14 protein-coding genes are annotated in these 15312 nt (G+C 47.3%); 6 read left to right on the top strand and 8 right to left on the bottom strand.

Annotated features, from left to right (window positions below; translation table 11 throughout):
• Positions 1–167: 167 nt before the first annotated feature.
• Entirely contained in the window at positions 168–416 is a 249-nt protein-coding gene (locus tag ACPV3A_RS27135) for a hypothetical protein (protein ID WP_374198241.1), read from the bottom strand.
• Between the two features lie 279 nt (positions 417–695).
• Between ACPV3A_RS27135 and ACPV3A_RS27130 the strand changes: the two genes are divergently transcribed.
• The 4 genes from ACPV3A_RS27130 to ACPV3A_RS27115 all read left to right on the top strand — a co-directional run bounded on the left by ACPV3A_RS27130 (position 696) and on the right by ACPV3A_RS27115 (position 5706).
• Complete coding sequence (locus ACPV3A_RS27130; RefSeq protein ID WP_426202482.1) at positions 696–2072, top strand: MDR family MFS transporter; 1377 nt, start codon at positions 696–698, stop codon at positions 2070–2072.
• Between the two features lie 52 nt (positions 2073–2124).
• Complete coding sequence (locus ACPV3A_RS27125; RefSeq protein ID WP_426202480.1) at positions 2125–3579, top strand: alpha/beta hydrolase family protein; 1455 nt, start codon at positions 2125–2127, stop codon at positions 3577–3579.
• Between the two features lie 94 nt (positions 3580–3673).
• The gene (locus ACPV3A_RS27120; RefSeq protein ID WP_220685481.1) at positions 3674–4561 is read left to right on the top strand and encodes a TetR/AcrR family transcriptional regulator; all 888 of its coding nucleotides are present in this window, start codon (positions 3674–3676) and stop codon (positions 4559–4561) included.
• A gap of 452 nt (positions 4562–5013) precedes the next feature.
• The gene (locus ACPV3A_RS27115; RefSeq protein ID WP_426202478.1) at positions 5014–5706 is read left to right on the top strand and encodes a DUF1796 family putative cysteine peptidase; all 693 of its coding nucleotides are present in this window, start codon (positions 5014–5016) and stop codon (positions 5704–5706) included.
• A 153-nt stretch (positions 5707–5859) separates the two neighbouring features.
• On the opposite strand, the gene ACPV3A_RS27110 is transcribed toward ACPV3A_RS27115, so the two are convergent.
• The gene (locus ACPV3A_RS27110; protein WP_426202476.1) at positions 5860–7350 is read right to left on the bottom strand and encodes an Lsa family ABC-F type ribosomal protection protein; all 1491 of its coding nucleotides are present in this window, start codon (positions 7348–7350) and stop codon (positions 5860–5862) included.
• Positions 7351–7833: 483 nt separating this feature from the next.
• Here ACPV3A_RS27110 and mscL point away from each other — a divergent pair, with 483 nt between their 5' ends.
• Positions 7834–8232 carry a large conductance mechanosensitive channel protein MscL gene (mscL, locus tag ACPV3A_RS27105; protein WP_339223715.1) on the top strand — a complete coding sequence of 133 codons (399 nt, stop codon included), beginning with the start codon at positions 7834–7836 and terminating at the stop codon, positions 8230–8232.
• Positions 8233–8423: 191 nt separating this feature from the next.
• Positions 8424–8885 carry an OsmC family protein gene (locus tag ACPV3A_RS27100; RefSeq protein WP_426202472.1) on the top strand — a complete coding sequence of 154 codons (462 nt, stop codon included), beginning with the start codon at positions 8424–8426 and terminating at the stop codon, positions 8883–8885.
• Between the two features lie 131 nt (positions 8886–9016).
• On the opposite strand, the gene ACPV3A_RS27095 is transcribed toward ACPV3A_RS27100, so the two are convergent.
• The 6 genes from ACPV3A_RS27095 to ACPV3A_RS27070 form a co-directional block, all read right to left on the bottom strand.
• Positions 9017–9565, bottom strand: a complete 549-nt coding sequence (locus tag ACPV3A_RS27095) for a DinB family protein (RefSeq protein ID WP_426202470.1) — start codon at positions 9563–9565, stop codon at positions 9017–9019.
• A gap of 136 nt (positions 9566–9701) precedes the next feature.
• Entirely contained in the window at positions 9702–10850 is a 1149-nt protein-coding gene (locus tag ACPV3A_RS27090; protein WP_426202468.1) for an NAD(P)/FAD-dependent oxidoreductase, read from the bottom strand.
• Between the two features lie 59 nt (positions 10851–10909).
• Entirely contained in the window at positions 10910–11632 is a 723-nt protein-coding gene (locus ACPV3A_RS27085; RefSeq protein ID WP_426202466.1) for a methyltransferase domain-containing protein, read from the bottom strand.
• On the bottom strand, positions 11619–12776 hold the full coding sequence (locus ACPV3A_RS27080; protein WP_426202464.1) for a type III polyketide synthase: 1158 nt from the start codon (positions 12774–12776) through the stop codon (positions 11619–11621). The genes ACPV3A_RS27085 and ACPV3A_RS27080 overlap by 14 nt, the downstream gene beginning before the upstream one ends.
• A gap of 332 nt (positions 12777–13108) precedes the next feature.
• Positions 13109–14395: a Gfo/Idh/MocA family protein gene (locus tag ACPV3A_RS27075; RefSeq protein ID WP_426202462.1), complete on the bottom strand. Its 1287-nt coding sequence runs from the start codon at positions 14393–14395 to the stop codon at positions 13109–13111.
• Positions 14396–14422: 27 nt separating this feature from the next.
• Positions 14423–15310, bottom strand: coding sequence for a carbohydrate ABC transporter permease (locus tag ACPV3A_RS27070; RefSeq protein WP_071221824.1), 888 nt, complete (start codon positions 15308–15310; stop codon positions 14423–14425).
• Between the last annotated feature and the right edge of the window lie 2 nt (positions 15311–15312).

Genomic DNA, 15312 nt, shown 5'->3' with positions numbered 1-15312 from the left:
CAGAACCGATTCCAGAAAAAATTAAACGACCGTTCCCCGGTAGAATACCGGGAAACGGTCGCAGCATAAATCATGTCTTTTTTGTACTGTCTACTTGACAGGGTTATGACCAAATAGGCGACTTCACATCCATGTGATCTATGGTTGTTCTTGCGGACCGGTTATTATTATTTTTCCATGACAGCAAAATAGTTTTCTTCATAGTCTGCAAAGTTGAACACTCTACCGGAAGGCATATTCACCACTTCGCCGACCGTGATATTGTGGTTGGTTAGATGGCTGTGCAGCGCATCGAAATCGTCCGTGATAAACATTAAAGAAGGTGTGCCCAAATGTAATCCTGGCGACATTTTGTACACCATAATTTGACCAACTTTGCTAATCATCGATTGGTACACTCCCTCGTATAAGTAAATTAAATGTCAAAAGCAGATTGCTTCCAAGACTTCCTTTTCTCTTCAAATCATAGCATGCCAGATGTACGTATATTTCTTATCAATTGCGAATTTGTTTTTGTATCGGAATATCCAAGTTAAAGGGTTTGCTTACACCTTCAAGGATAACGGTCGCATTGAGCTTGGGTGCCCGTTTGACACAAATTACGTTCATCGTTACTATTATAATGACCCAATGGTTTTTTCAAAAACTAAATAGTACAAATTTCGAAATTTTTAAAAGAAAGTAGGTTCACCATCATGTCAGATCCATCTGCAATTATCCGTAACACCTCAGAAGAAAGAGCTTTTGCAATTAAAGACATCCTTGCGCCATTGCTTGCCGTCATCATCGGCACCTTCATGGTCCTGTTGGACAGCACGGTTGTCAATGTCGCCGTACCTACGCTGGTTCAATATTTTGATAGCCCCCTGCATACCATTCAATGGTCGATCGCCGCATACACGCTTGCATTGTCCGCGGTCATCCCTCTCGCGGGATGGCTGTCGGATAAATTTCAGCCCAAACGGGTGTTTCTCATATCGATCGGATTGTTTACGATAGGATCCGTGTTATGTGCTTTTGCCCAGACAGCCGAGCAGCTCATCGCCTTTCGGGTTATTCAAGGCATGGGTGGCGGTATGGTATCGCCGATCGGGATGGCCATGGTATACCGTTTGGCACCTCCGGACAAAAGAGGTTCTATCATAGGAATGTTTGGAATTCCATTACTGCTTGCCCCAGCGCTCGGTCCCGTATTGTCCGGATGGCTGATTGAGTTTGTCAGCTGGCAATGGATATTTCTGATCAATCTCCCCATTGGCATGATCGGACTATTCGTGGGCATCAAACATCTGCCTTCCTTTTCAGAAAAGGAAGCTCCGTCTCTGGACATTGTCGGCATGCTTCTTGGGCCCTTAGGGATTGCGCTGCTTCTCTTCATTTGGTCCTGCTTACGGCATAAACAACCGCTGCTTGAGCTGCGTGCGTTCAGATCGGCTGATTTTACACGTGGCATCATCATCTCCTGGATCATGCAGGCAGCGATGTTCGGCTCCGTGCTACTATTCCCGCTGCTTCTTCAGCAGATTAGAGGTTTTACTCCGCTGACAACCGGGCTCATTCTGCTGCCGCAGGCAGTCGGTTCCATGATCTTTATGCCTCTGGCAGGAAAGCTTTTTGATAAGGTGGGCGCACGTCCCCCGCTTGTGGCCGGAATGACGCTGATGACAGCTGCGTTGTTCACGATGTCCTTTGTTCGAACCGATACCCCTTTACTACTCATCATGATCGTATTGTTCTTCATGGGCTCCGGCATGGGGTTATCGATGATGTCCTTGAATACGCATGTATTAAATGCAACCCCTAAGCACCTTGTAAGCCGGGTTACTCCGCTCACAAGTGCATCACAGCAGGTCATCGCCTCGTTTGCCGTAGCCGGCTTCACGGGATATTTATCTTCCCGGATGACATCTAGCCTGCCGAGTAACTCTGTTGGAACCAACCCTATGGAGTCCCATGCTGCATCCTTTTCGGACACCTTTTTCCTGGCTGCCTGCATTGCTTGTGTAGGACTGGTTCTCAGCTTGTTTCTTAGAAAACCCAAACAAATAACCGATGAATCTTCGTTCCATTGAACAGCAGACATCGAATAAACCACAATAACCGTTACACATAGGAGGAGCTTACTTGAGATTCGGAGAAATGGTTATCATACTATTCATTATCGCTTTGGCTATAGCTGCGATTTGGGGACCAAAATCGAAGAAAAGCCGGCTGATCTACTCGTTAATAGCGCTATATATCGTTACGGTTGTGCAGATCATCGTTGAGGATTGCCGGTGGCAAATGATTCCTTGTTACGCGGCTTCCGTTATCCTGACGGTTGTCATCATTTTTAGAAAACCCGAAAAGAAACCGTCCAGTAAGAAGAGCAGGAGAAGATGGTTAGCCTGGTTATGGACCACGGTATTGTTCCTATACGCATCAGTCATGGTCGCACTGCCTCTCCTGCTCCCTGTATTCGCATTTCATCAACCTCAGGGACCCTATCCTGTGGGAACTGCGGTATACCACTTTGTTGACAATGACCGGCCCGATGAGTACTCTGCCGATCCGAAGGATCACCGTGAGCTGATGGTACAGTTATGGTATCCTTCCGAGCCCGAAACGGGGGAAGAAGCCGAACCCTATATCCGCAATGTAACAGCGATTACACAAGGTCTCGAACAGGCCTTGTCCTTCCCAGCCTGGACGTTAAGCCATCTGGGTCTCGTGGAGACCCATGCCTACAACAATGCCCCGCTGTCCTCCATGGAGCAGGAATATCCGATCGTGATCTTTTCACATGGCATGACGGGTTTCCGCAACCAGAATACCTTCCAGATCGAAGAGCTTGCCAGCCATGGATATATCGTGGTTGGAATCGACCATGCCTATGATGCGGCTGCAACGGTATACCCGGACGGCCGGGAGATTCTGATCAACAAGCACCAGCTTTCAGGTTTTGAAGCGCTTGACGAGCACATGACATTATGGACTCGGGATGTATCCTTTATTTTGAATCGGCTGGAACAATTGAATAGACAGGATGAACAGGACCGTTTTACCGGCCGTCTTGGTCTGGAACGAATCGGCATGTTCGGGCATTCTTACGGCGGTGCCACTGCAGCCCAAATGCTGTTGAAGGATTCTCGTATCAAGGCTGCGATCAATATGGATGGGACCTTATATGGAGACCCCATGCCGAGCACGGGAATTAACAAGCCATATCTACAGATGAATGGTGAGAAGAGTATCGATAAGTCGATATTCGATAACTCGCTGGATCAAGCTATGGCGCAAAGCGGCCATACACGGGAGTATTACGAAGATTTTTGGGAGGAGACGGTAAGGCGTCGCATGAATGCTCTGCAGGGAGGCGGATACACGATGACGATTCCACATACTTCCCATATGAGTTATACGGATTTTCATCTGTTCTCTCCGCTGCTGCCTAACCCGGGAGAGGATCCAGAATCGGTTCATCACATCATAAACGAGGTAAGCGTTGCTTTCTTTGACCAGCATCTCAAGGGAATACGGCATAACGCCATGGATGAACTATCGAAGAAATATCCGGATATCGAGCTCGTTCAAGATTGAGGCATCTTTCTTGTGCCTGTGGATTAGCTCTGCAAAAAACGATATGATAGTGATCGAATCCGGTATATTTGTACATCGTTAAGGGGGCCGCGCTATGAGTTTGTTAAAAGAAAAAATATTGCAATCGGCTATTCGTTCCTTTGCCGAAAAAGGATACCAAGCGACTTCGATTCAAGATATCGCGGATGATTGCAGCATTGCTAAAGGCTCAATCTATAAATACTATGGTTCCAAAGAAGAGCTATACATCCGTATTCTGGAGAAACGACAGCAGGATATGATTGATGCCGTAGAACAGATCCGCAAAAAAGGGTTATCCCGCAGGGAAACATTTCTTGAAGAGATCGCTTATCAGTTCGATTTTTTCATCGAGCATGGATATTACATATCGCGTGATCATAACGAGCTCCCGCCGGCGAACAGTGACAAGATCGGTACCGTCATCCATCAGCTTCAATTGAATATGTTTCGTTATTACCAGGATATTTTACTCCGTCATTACGGGGATTCGATAGAGGAATGGAAATGGGATGCTACAGCCGTCTTTAACGGATTGATCCGCGAGTATACCTTTCATGTTTTGTTTGGATTCAAACCGCTCATTCAAAAGGAATTGGCTGTTTTCATTGCTGAGCGAATGGATGATCTCATGCTGGGATTGGAACAACGTGCTCCCCGTCCCCTGCTCACCGATGAACTCATGAAGGAATATTCGATGGTTGATTTAGAGGCACTTACTCATACGCAAGAAATACGAAGAACGGCGTTGATGGATACGATTGAGTCGATTATCCCGGATATGTCCATCACGAACTCCAGAAAAAAAGACTTGTCTGAGGTAGCCGCGATGCTGCGGGAAGAGTTCACCGCTGAACGTCCACGTTCCTTTCTAATCCAAGCGCTGCTTAAGGATCTGTCTTCGGAGAATGAGCTGACTTTCTACACCAATCAACTGCAGCAGTTGATTCTAGAAAGTAATTGAGAGGATATCCAAGGAAGCCCTAGCCCTCTCTGTCTCTTCACATTGGAATCTGTCCGTGGAATCATTCAAAGAAAAGAAGCTGCATGCTTTGCGGCTTCTTTTCTTTAGGTACGTATGTTGTTACATGTGTTCGACCTTCGCTTGATCCCCAATTCAATGCATCTCCCCGCATTCTGCTTGTTCTAACTCCAGTTCCCTGCACGTCCCCATCAGCATAATGCTTGTAATTGCAAATAAAATGATCATCACATTTCTCATCATATATCACCTTCTTATATGTTCATTAACCCCAGTCTAAACCATAATGAAAGATTCACTTATCGATTAACCTTTCTACAAGCTTACATTTTTGTAAGACACTCCGATCAAAACAAACAGTTCCCTACCTATAAATGTCCATACGTCCCGAAAAGAGGCTGAATACGATAATCATAGACGTATATGAGAGAGTGGTGACAAATGTGAAGCTGGTAGATGTGAAAGGCGCCTATGATGTGATCATCAGCTTGGGCAGCTGGTGCGGGCCATCGATCAATTTGCGGCAGCGTCAACTAAGACGCTTTTCTTTCCCGCTTGATTGGATGATAACGAACTCCATTTCGGATGTAACCCGGTTATTGAGCAACCGCTTCATCGGATTTATGGAACTTGAGCATATGCGGAAGATTGAAGGTACTTCGGCTCTTTTGGAGGATGGAATCGCCACGCCTGCTGAAGGAAGACCGTACCATGATGCTCATTTCATACTGGATACGCAATATGATATGATCTCCGTACATGACTTCCCGATTTGGCCCAATCAAGATTGGACGCAATCGTATGCTTCTTATAAAGAGAAGATAAATCTTCGCATTCACAGATTCTATGAAGTTCTAAACAACAGCCGATCCGTTTTGTTTATCAGGTGGGGGGAAGTGAATGCCCCGGAGGCTGCTCTGCTTCATGCCGTCTTATCCTCGTTCGTAGCCGGCACGTGTAATATACTTTTTCTTCGAACCATGCATGATATTCAAAATGTGCAAGAATTGGATTGGGGGATCGACGGCGTTTGCACCCTCCAGGTTCCCATCGACCGTCCTAATGATGAATCCATTTGGAATCACGCGATGGAAGGGCTTTATTTGACCGGCTACTGGAAGGACTAAGTAAACTGTAAGAGCTGCTGTTGGATATGACAACGAAACGTAAAAAAGCTGCCGCTAATAAGCGGGCAGCTTTTTTTTGCTATTACTTATTAAGGAACTTGACCAGCTTAATCATACTCTCGTTCCATCTGGGGATAACATTCTTCATTAGTTTCATGGATTGCCATCAAGCTCAACGATCTTGGTTGCCACATTCTCGCAAAATGCACGATCATGCTCCACGAACAGAAGCGTCGGTGCATATCCGAGCAATAACTCTTCGATCTGCATGCGAGAGATCACATCGATAAAGTTAAGCGGTTCATCCCAAACATACAAATGAGCATGCTCACTAAGGCTTTTAGCGATCAGCACCTTCTTCTTCTGTCCCCCGCTATAGGTCGAAATATCCTTTTCAAACTGAAGTCTGGAGAAATCGAGCTTTCGTAGTATGGATTTAAACAGGCTTTCATCAATCTCGCTGCTTATAGCATAGTCCGTCAAGCTGCCTTGTAGGTGGGACGTGTCCTGGGACACATAAGATATCTTAAGCTGGTTATCCCTGCTGAACTGGCCCGTGATTTGCATCTCTTCTCCGCATATCAATTTAAGGATACTGGATTTTCCAGAACCGTTTTTGCCCGAGAGGGCAATTCGGTCCCCTATTTCAATCGTAAAACTCAAGTGTTCACACACCTTCTTGGAACCGTATGAAATGGAGATATCCTCCAGCTGGGCCAGTTGTTTTTTATGATAATCGAGTTGGAACATCTGCAGACTCTCGGAGCTCTCGATATTTTGAAGAAGCTTCGATTTTTCCTCAATGGCGGACTGCTGTCGCTGCTCCAGGTTTTTGGAGCGTTTCATCATTTTAGCTGCCTTATGGCCGATATAGCCTTTATCTACTTTGGAGCCTGAATTACTGGTGCCGTTTTTGGACTTTTCCACTTCGTGCGACCAATTCCCCGTCCTCCTGGCAGAATCCGTTAAACGTTTGATATCTTTCCTCAGTTTCTCGTCACTGGCAAGCTCAAATTGATCCTGTCGCTTTTTATTTTCCCACCATGCGGAAAAATTGCCTTTTTGGATCTCGATATTGGTTTTATTGATCGACAGGATGTGGTCTACGCAGTGATCCAGGAATGATCGATCGTGCGACACCAGAATAAATCCGCTTTTCTTGCTGAGATAGTCGCTGACCAATTTTCTCGCATGCATGTCCAGGTGATTGGTCGGTTCGTCAATCAAGAGGAAGCGGTTTTCCTTGATAAACAACGCTGCCAGCATCACTTTCGTCTGTTCTCCGTTGGATAATGACGCAAAAGGCCGGTACAGTACATCTTCCGAAACCTTAAACAAGTTAAGCTCGCGCACGATTTGCCAATGAACATACTCCGGATAGATCTCCTCGATGATATCCAGAGTGAGATACTCCTTGTTCTCGACAGGGTAAGGGAAATATTCAAAGCTCACGGAAGCCGAAATATTCCCGCTATATTCGTACTTGCCTAGCAGCAGATTGAGAAACGTGGTTTTCCCCCTGCCGTTTCTTCCGGTAAATCCTAATTTCCAATCGGTATCGATTTGAAAGCTCACCTGTTCGAATATCGGATCATAGCTGCTATCATAAGCAAACGAAAGGTTAGAAACATTGATTAATGACATTTTCCTCATCCCTCTATGGCAAAATTTCAGAACGAAAAAAAAGCGCAGAAGCACCAGAAATCCGGTGCGTTCTACGCTACGTTAACCAACTATACCATAAAGAAACAAGCGAAGATCAAACCATCGCTAAATTGCCTGAGTATAAGTATAGAAGGATAAAGTTCCGGTATCTGATTGGTTATGGTGTGAACCTTGTCTTATGCTTCCTAGTATCGACAGGTTCACATAAACATCTACAACCTCTAACTCAGTCATCGCTTTATCCCTCCTTCATTCGATCTCGTTAACTTGCGAATATTAAAAAACTTATCATGAATGCCGCCTATTGGTCAACCTGTACGGGCAAGCGGCCGCTCACCTACGTTTCCGTAAAAAAAGATACGACTTAACGATCTTGCGCATTCTACTAGTTGCTGATAGGATATTTCGAGTGGTAGATTAATGGCCGCCCTACATTTTGGATTGAAAAGCAGGTGACGTATTATGAATTTGTTAAAAGAATTTAAAACCTTTGCGCTTAAGGGTAACGTGCTGGATTTAGCCATTGGGGTTATCATTGGTGCTGCTTTTGGCAAAATCGTATCCTCCTTGGTGAGTGATATCATCATGCCGGTGTTTGGATTGATTCTTGGCGGAGTGGATCTATCAGGACTAAAAGCGACCATCGGGGATGCAACCCTGACGTATGGAGTATTTCTGCAAACGGTCGTGGACTTCCTGATCGTCTCCTTCTCGATCTTCATGTTCATCCGTACACTTAACCGCTTCAAACGCAAGGAAGAAACGAAGGCGGAAGAGCCGCCGGCTCCATCGAAGGAAGAACTGTTGTTGACAGAAATTCGCGATTTGCTGAAACAACAAAATAAGGCTTCCGAAAAATAATATGGAACTGATCTGGAGAGTGTGTTTTCGATACGAGAACACACTCTCTTTATCGTTTTGTACTTATTTTATTGACAGATCATGTTAATTGGAATTATAATCCTTACTAAACCTAGTATAATACTATATATTTAAATATAGAGACAGATCACCCATGATTGGGCCTGTCCAGGAAAAGGGAGATGTGTTATATGCCAAGTGTCCAAACGTTCAAAGCAACTGCCCATTTGCAAGAAGGGGTCAAGGTTGTTACTAATGTAAGGCAGTTCGAATTCGTCATCGATGAGCCGAAAAGCCTTGGAGGTACGGATACCGGAATGAACCCCGTTGAAGCTCTGCTCGCCTCCCTGGGGGCATGCCAATCGATCGTGGCCCGTGTATATGCGCCAAAATTCGATGTTATCCTTGAAGATTTCCGGGTTGACGTAGAAGGAGATCTTGACCTTGACGGATTCTTTAACCGCTCTGACGTACGCCCAGGATACTCCGATATTCGATACACCTTCTACATCAAAACCCCTTCGTCCGCCGATAAGGTTGAACAGTTCGTTGAATTCCTGGAGTCTAAGTGCCCTGTAGGCGATACGATAGCGGCGCCGGTAAATTTGAAATTAAATCGCATCGTCATCGAGAACGAAGTGACAAACTCTTAATTAATCTACATATTAAGGGCTGCCAGGTTGCAATAAGCAACGTAGCAGCCCTTCATTTTACATCGTATTTCGAATCCCTCTTCAGGGATACCGCAGGTAAAGATCATGCTATGATCCCATGGATACATGTATTATTGCTTGTGAACAGCATAAAGGAAACGGCAATAACCGATCTCGGCCGCATTTTTCATCATCTCTAGATTTAGCCAGGCAGCCAATTCATGAAAAGGCTTATCCGTGAAAGGCCACAAGGTCCGCTCCGTAGAAAGGAACGCATCGTCCGTCAAAGCCGAGATTTCACGTTTCCACTCGCAGCTCATTTCATGTATTTGATCTCTGGTCTCTTGGATGTTACCCAGGGAATGGATGTCTTCACGGACCAATGTCCCGCTGCCGAACGAATGATTCAGTACCATAGACCACCAGTAGGTGATATGCCATGTCAGCCAAGAAATACTCGGCGGGCCAATTCCATACTCCTCGGATTCAGGCCATACCGCCTGCCAGATTCCAGATTGACGATAAACATGGAGCCCCTTGGGAGCCGGTCGCCAATGGAATTCCTCATCTTGAAGCCCCGTTAGATGTAAATCGAGCATCTGCCAAGCGATTTGGAACTGAAAATCAAGAGTACTACGAATAACTCCGGTCGGATTAGGTGAATATTTTCCATCCTGCATAACGCCCCTCCATTCCAATATAATAAACATTTTATATGTATGACTGTTATTTTATAAACATAATAAATAATTGTTTGCGAATAGTCAAATTATATCCATAGAATGACAATACAAAAAAGCCGCAATCATGCGGCTATTATCTGGTGCCTATGCCCGATTCGGATAACCGAGTAGCTTTTACGATATAGGACGCCAATCCTGGAATCATCCGGGCGATGCCTGGATAGAAGCGGTTGGTTTTGGCAAAAGCCAGGTTCTGAATTCTCCTTGCCCTTCTGAGAAGCTCCTTAAACGTACGATTAGCTTCAAGCGTATATTGGTCTCGCCATTGTTCGAAGTTTATTTCTCCATGTAAATATTTGTGTGTCCAGCCGGGGCATAGCCATGATGATCGCAGAGCAACCGACATCCCGTCCCCGCACAGCGGCGGAAGCATCAGCATCGCATCGCCGATATGCGGATATTCCGACCATGGATACGGCGTATTGGATAAATGAAGCGGGGCAATCGATACCTGGGTTCCCGAAACAGGCTCCCCTTCAGCCATTCGTTCGGCTAACCTTCTGTTCGTACGTGAAGCGGCCCGTAGAATTTCCGGCACCGATTTGCCGCTGCCCTGCACTGATTTCAGGGTCAGCAACGCGGCTACATTGACCATCCCCTTTTCAATCGGCGAAATTCCGACATAACCCCCCTCGCAAAAATACAGCTCAACCCGAGCAGGGATCGTAATGCCGCTATAATGCGATTTTACACCAACATACACGGTGTCATCCCGATACGCCTCGGCAGATGCAACGCTACGTGGTCTTTTTGTACCGTACGCACCAATAACGGCCCTTGCCTCATATCGAACGGCCTCATTCCCTTGCCTTGCGTCGACTTCATACCGATGATCATCCAGCTTCTGAATGTTGGTTACGGTTGTTCCCGTGACAATGTCCGCGCCCGCGGTCACTGCATGCTCATGCAGCAGGCGATCCAATTCATAGCGGCTGATCCCGGTTGCCTGCCCCGGTAACGGAGCGTTAATCTCACCGCCGTGCGGCATTACGATTTTGGCGTGGTCCATGGAACTAGGCTCAACCGTTTCACGTAATTGGACCCCTAGATAGTCCAGCATCTCTTTGGTCTCTGGGGACATGAATTCACCACAGGTTTTATGGCGCGGAAAGGATTGCCGGTCCAGCAATATCGTACGATGTCCTTGTTTTGCAAGCTGTAGTGCACAGCTTGTGCCGGCTACTCCCGCTCCAATGACGATGACATCCGCTTGCTTTGACATATATGAACACCTGCCTTATAGCTTGCATGAAGAACATTCATTTGGTAACGAGCAGAGGACTAGCGAGTCCCCTGTTTCGGGATAACAACGGAATAACGGAACAACGACTTCCATTTATAGGTCATGGTGTCGTGATTGAGCTGCTTTTTCAACTCTCTCCAATCCTTCCCTTTAAATCCCTTAGCAACCGATAACGGACCATCATGGCGGATATAACGATTGCGGGAAATGATGCGCGTCGTAAGCCAGACTGCCGTGTAGGGTACCGGATGCCGATGAATATCATTGATCACGACCCCGTAAATAGAAGCTCTCAACATATGCGTCACCATCTCCACCAGCTGCTCACCCTGGAAATGATGGATGAACTGGGAACCTGTCACAATATCAGCCGATGCATCGGGTAAATCTCTAACATCGGCGCGCCGAACTTGAATCCTCGGTTCGTTCGTAAACAAGCGCTTAGCCTCATCGCATGCTTCTTTTGTCATATCGACCAAGGTGATATTCAGCTTGATGCCCCTTTGATCTGACCATTGCAGCAGCTTCTGGTTTACATCGCCTGAACCTGCCCCTACGTCCATGATGCTAAGGGTACTCGGGCTGCCAATCGATTTCCAAAGCTTCTCAACGCCGTCTAAGGTAGGACCAGGCGCCGCGAAAATTCGATTCAGTCGCCTTAAGTGCTTCAGCGCTTCGATCAACTCTTCCCCTCCCATGGAAAAGTCATCCATAAGCTCATCTTCCTGCGCCCGGATGGATAAGGTTCTAAAGAAGGACATGGTCCAGATCCTTGACCGATGACGTAAATGCCTTCACGTAGGTAAATCGCATAAGCTCCGCGGTCAGGCCTGGGCCGAAGGCCATGGCTACCCCCTCCGTGGAAGCTTTGTTCAGCTCTTGCATCTCCTTACGCATCGCACTCAGCACAAACATAATGGTCACGGAGGAGAGATTCCCCGCCGTTCTTAAAATGTCCCTGCTGTACTTGGTTTGTTCATCGGTCAGGCCCATGACTTCTTGGACAGAATCCACGATGCCCCTTCCGCCAGGATGGATGGCCCACAATTCCGGGAGCTTATCTCCTTTCAGCAGAACACGCATTTCTTCCTCCAGGTGAGTACCGAGCAGCTTGGGAATACGCGGCGATAAAAAAAGATCAAAGCCTGTATTGCCTACCTCCCACGTCATATCCTCCGTTGAATCCGGGAGCACGACCGAATAACCCGAGCCGAGCTCCAAATAATGTTGATGATCCGTTTCCGGGTGACCGATAACACAAGAGGAGGCACCATCACCGAAAAACGAAGCAGCAAAAAGCGCTTCCCTCTCCTTGACCGGCTGAAAATGAAGGGTGCAAAGCTCCACGCACACAATCAGAACCTGTGAAGCCGGCGCTCCTCTGACAACATCCCTTGCCATTTGAATCGCTTTAAGGCCCGCAGCACATCCCTGAAATATCAACGGCAGACGATTGACGCGCGGAGAAAGCCCCAAATGGCGAATCAACAGCACATCCATGCCCGGCTGGTATTGGCCCGTGCAGCTGACCGTAATGAGATGCGTGATTCGATCCGGTGAGATACCGGCATCTTTCATTGCCTTCTCGGCTGCTTCTATGCCAAGCGGGAGGGCCTCCCGCTTGTATGTATCCATTCGTTCCTCGGTAGTCGGGATGTCCGATTCGTCATGGGAAGGCAGATAGCGGCATTCTTCCGATGAACCAAGGTAATTGGATTCACAAGTATAACGAGTTTCGACACCACAGGATCGAAATACTCTTCGAGCAAAGCGGGCCAGGTCGGGTTGATCCTGCAGCGTAGAAGCAATTAAATCCGCAATATCCGACTGTGCCACCGAATGTACCGGCAATGCAGTGCCCATCCCGAGTATCCCAACATCGGATATACCGTTTGTATGTTTCATGCTAACCTCCTGTATCGTCTTGGAATTAAACATGATTACCCTTCCCTGGGCATTTTGAATTCGTTCAAAGACATACTCTTGAGATTAGGATAACCCGAGCATAGCAAATTATATCCAATTCAAACCAAACGCTTCATACGCATGACCGCAGTCGCAAAAATACCACGGTTTTCGTGGTTTCCTTGGCTACATATGATGGTTACACTTATGTGTAAAAGAAAACGCGATAGCTGTTGATCCTGAACGCGGATCCTGCGTTAAGACTCGTCTAACTGACTTCCTAGAATCTCAGCATTGGCAAGAAGCACCCATTGGTTTACTTCATCAGTTTATTAGTTCCCAGACTTCGTGCTCATTGACGGGCTAAACTGCTGCTCAAATTCCGTTAGCGAGATGACCTTTCCATCCACTCTCGACTGCTCAGCCGCAAACGCCATGAGATGACTTTGAACGGAACGGCTTGCCGAAGTCAGCCCTTGATCGCTCCCCCCTGACTGCACCAGTCTCAGAAAATCCTTGATCAGGCCCATATCACCGCCGCCGTGTCCGACATGCCCGCCTCTATCCTCAAAAGATATTCGCTCGATCTTGCCGCTGCCGAAGTGAATGATCTCGATCTCATTCTTCTCCATGGCGCCGCGGATTTCCCCGCGGGTTCCCATCAGCTTGATCGTGCGGCTGACATCTCGCGTAAATGCACTCATCGTAAATGCAGCCGTCACGGTGTTGGCAAATTCCAGATTGACGACCTGATGGTCCACAACGTCATTATCGCAATGGTATACGCAGCGGCCATATGGCCCCTCCAGCAACGCCTTGTAACGGGCATCATAACTCATATCATCACTGATCGCCGACGTTGGCCAATTCGTATCCTCTGTCAAATATAGATCAGGCGCATAATAGAGGCACTGATCCGAGACCGGGCATCCATCCAGACAGCGCTTGGGTGCGCCTTCCGGTGCCTGCGCTTCCGTAAAATGACTCAGCGAGCCAAAAGAGGATACACGAAGGCAATCCGAGTCGGCAAGCCAAAGCAAAATGTCGAGATCATGACAGGATTTGGCGAGAATCATAGGGCTGGAATCTTCCTTACGACGCCAATTCCCCCGGACAAAGCTGTGCGCCTGATGCCAATAGCCCACGTTCTCGTTATGCTGGATCGACATCAATTGGCCAATGGTTTCACGCTCCAGCAGTTCCTTTAAAGTTGTGAAAAACGGCGTATATCGCAGCACGTGACAGATGGAAAACACCAGCCCGGCCTGCGAAGCCATCTCGCCCATCCGGATGCACTCTTCGGGATCTGGAGACATCGGCTTTTCCAGCAGCACATGGTAACCGGCCTCTAGCGCCCGCATCGTCGGCTCGAAATGCTGCATATCCTGGGTGCATATCAATACCGCGTCCGCGAGCTTGGGCCCTGCAAAGAAATCATTCCAATTCTCGAAGCACGCCGAATCTTCAAGGCCATGCCTAGCTTTAAACTGTTCCCTCCGCTGCTGATTCGGTTCTGCAACGGCGACCACCTCAAGCTCATGGGGATGCAGCAGGGCATATTCCATATAATTGACGCCTCGCAGTCCTGCTCCGATGAGGGCAACCTTAACCTTATTCATCCGATTCTTCTCCTTTTTTGCAAGTACTTATTCTTTAACGCTCCCAACCGTCATCCCTTTAACAAAATACTTCTGCAGGAACGGATACACGACCATGATCGGCAGCGCTCCCATGAATATTTGGGCAGTCCGGAGCGTTTTCTCGCTCAAATTCTCCATCGCCTTGATCTGCTCGATCGATATCGAGGTCATTTGGGAGTTGATTGACATAATGAGCGTGGATAAATAGGTTTGCAGCGGATATTTATCCGGTGAATTCAAGTATAGAATTCCGTCAAACCAGGCATTCCAGTGTCCCACGATGGTAAACAGGCCGATCGTTGCAATGGACGGCAGGGAAACCGGCAGGTAGATACGCCATAATATTCTCCAGTGTCCGGCGCCGTCAATCGTTGCCGCCTCTTCCAGCTCCTTCGGAATCGTTCTGAAGAAGTTCAGCATGAGGACCATGTTCCAAACATTGAGTGCCCCAGGAAGAATCAGCGCCCATACGGAGTCAATCAAGCCGGTATTCTTTACGATCATATAAGTGGGAATCAAGCCACCGCCGAAAAACATCGTAATGGCAAAAAACCACACGTACGGCGTTCGGAACTTAAATTGATGATTGGATTTCGATAAGGGGTATGCGGTTATGAATACCAAAAACATATTCACTGCCGTTCCTAACACAACCCGTGTAAGCGAAACCTGAAACGATCGAAAAAACTCCACCTTTTCACCCAAATACCGGTAAGCATCCAGGTTGAAGCCGACGGGCCAGAGCCTCACTTCTCCCGCCATCGCCGCCGTATTCGAGCTTAACGAAATCGAGAGCAAATGAATGAACGGAATGATGCCGAGCAAGGTGATTGCGGATAGAACCAGCGTATTCAAGATTACAAACAGCCTTCTGCTGATCGTTGGTTTGTGCATTT

The sequence above is a fragment of the Paenibacillus sp. Dod16 genome, assembly GCF_049893405.1.
In the GTDB taxonomy this organism is placed as follows: Bacteria; Bacillota; Bacilli; order Paenibacillales; family Paenibacillaceae; genus Paenibacillus_AQ.
Note: the sequence above shows the minus strand (reverse complement) of the source record. Positions and strands in the feature narration are given on the sequence as shown.

Coding starts and splice junctions, on each gene's coding strand:
- mscL (WP_339223715.1), top strand. CDS start 7,834: ATGAATTTGTTAAAAGAATTTAAAACCTTTGCGCTTAAGGGTAACGTG.
- ACPV3A_RS27085 (WP_426202466.1), bottom strand. CDS start 11,632: ATGTCCTTCTTTAGAACCTTATCCATCCGGGCGCAGGAAGATGAGCTT.
- ACPV3A_RS27130 (WP_426202482.1), top strand. CDS start 696: ATGTCAGATCCATCTGCAATTATCCGTAACACCTCAGAAGAAAGAGCT.
- ACPV3A_RS27090 (WP_426202468.1), bottom strand. CDS start 10,850: ATGTCAAAGCAAGCGGATGTCATCGTCATTGGAGCGGGAGTAGCCGGC.
- ACPV3A_RS27110 (WP_426202476.1), bottom strand. CDS start 7,350: ATGTCATTAATCAATGTTTCTAACCTTTCGTTTGCTTATGATAGCAGC.
- ACPV3A_RS27100 (WP_426202472.1), top strand. CDS start 8,424: ATGCCAAGTGTCCAAACGTTCAAAGCAACTGCCCATTTGCAAGAAGGG.
- ACPV3A_RS27070 (WP_071221824.1), bottom strand. CDS start 15,310: ATGCACAAACCAACGATCAGCAGAAGGCTGTTTGTAATCTTGAATACG.
- ACPV3A_RS27080 (WP_426202464.1), bottom strand. CDS start 12,776: ATGAAACATACAAACGGTATATCCGATGTTGGGATACTCGGGATGGGC.
- ACPV3A_RS27075 (WP_426202462.1), bottom strand. CDS start 14,395: ATGAATAAGGTTAAGGTTGCCCTCATCGGAGCAGGACTGCGAGGCGTC.
- ACPV3A_RS27120 (WP_220685481.1), top strand. CDS start 3,674: ATGAGTTTGTTAAAAGAAAAAATATTGCAATCGGCTATTCGTTCCTTT.
- ACPV3A_RS27095 (WP_426202470.1), bottom strand. CDS start 9,565: ATGCAGGATGGAAAATATTCACCTAATCCGACCGGAGTTATTCGTAGT.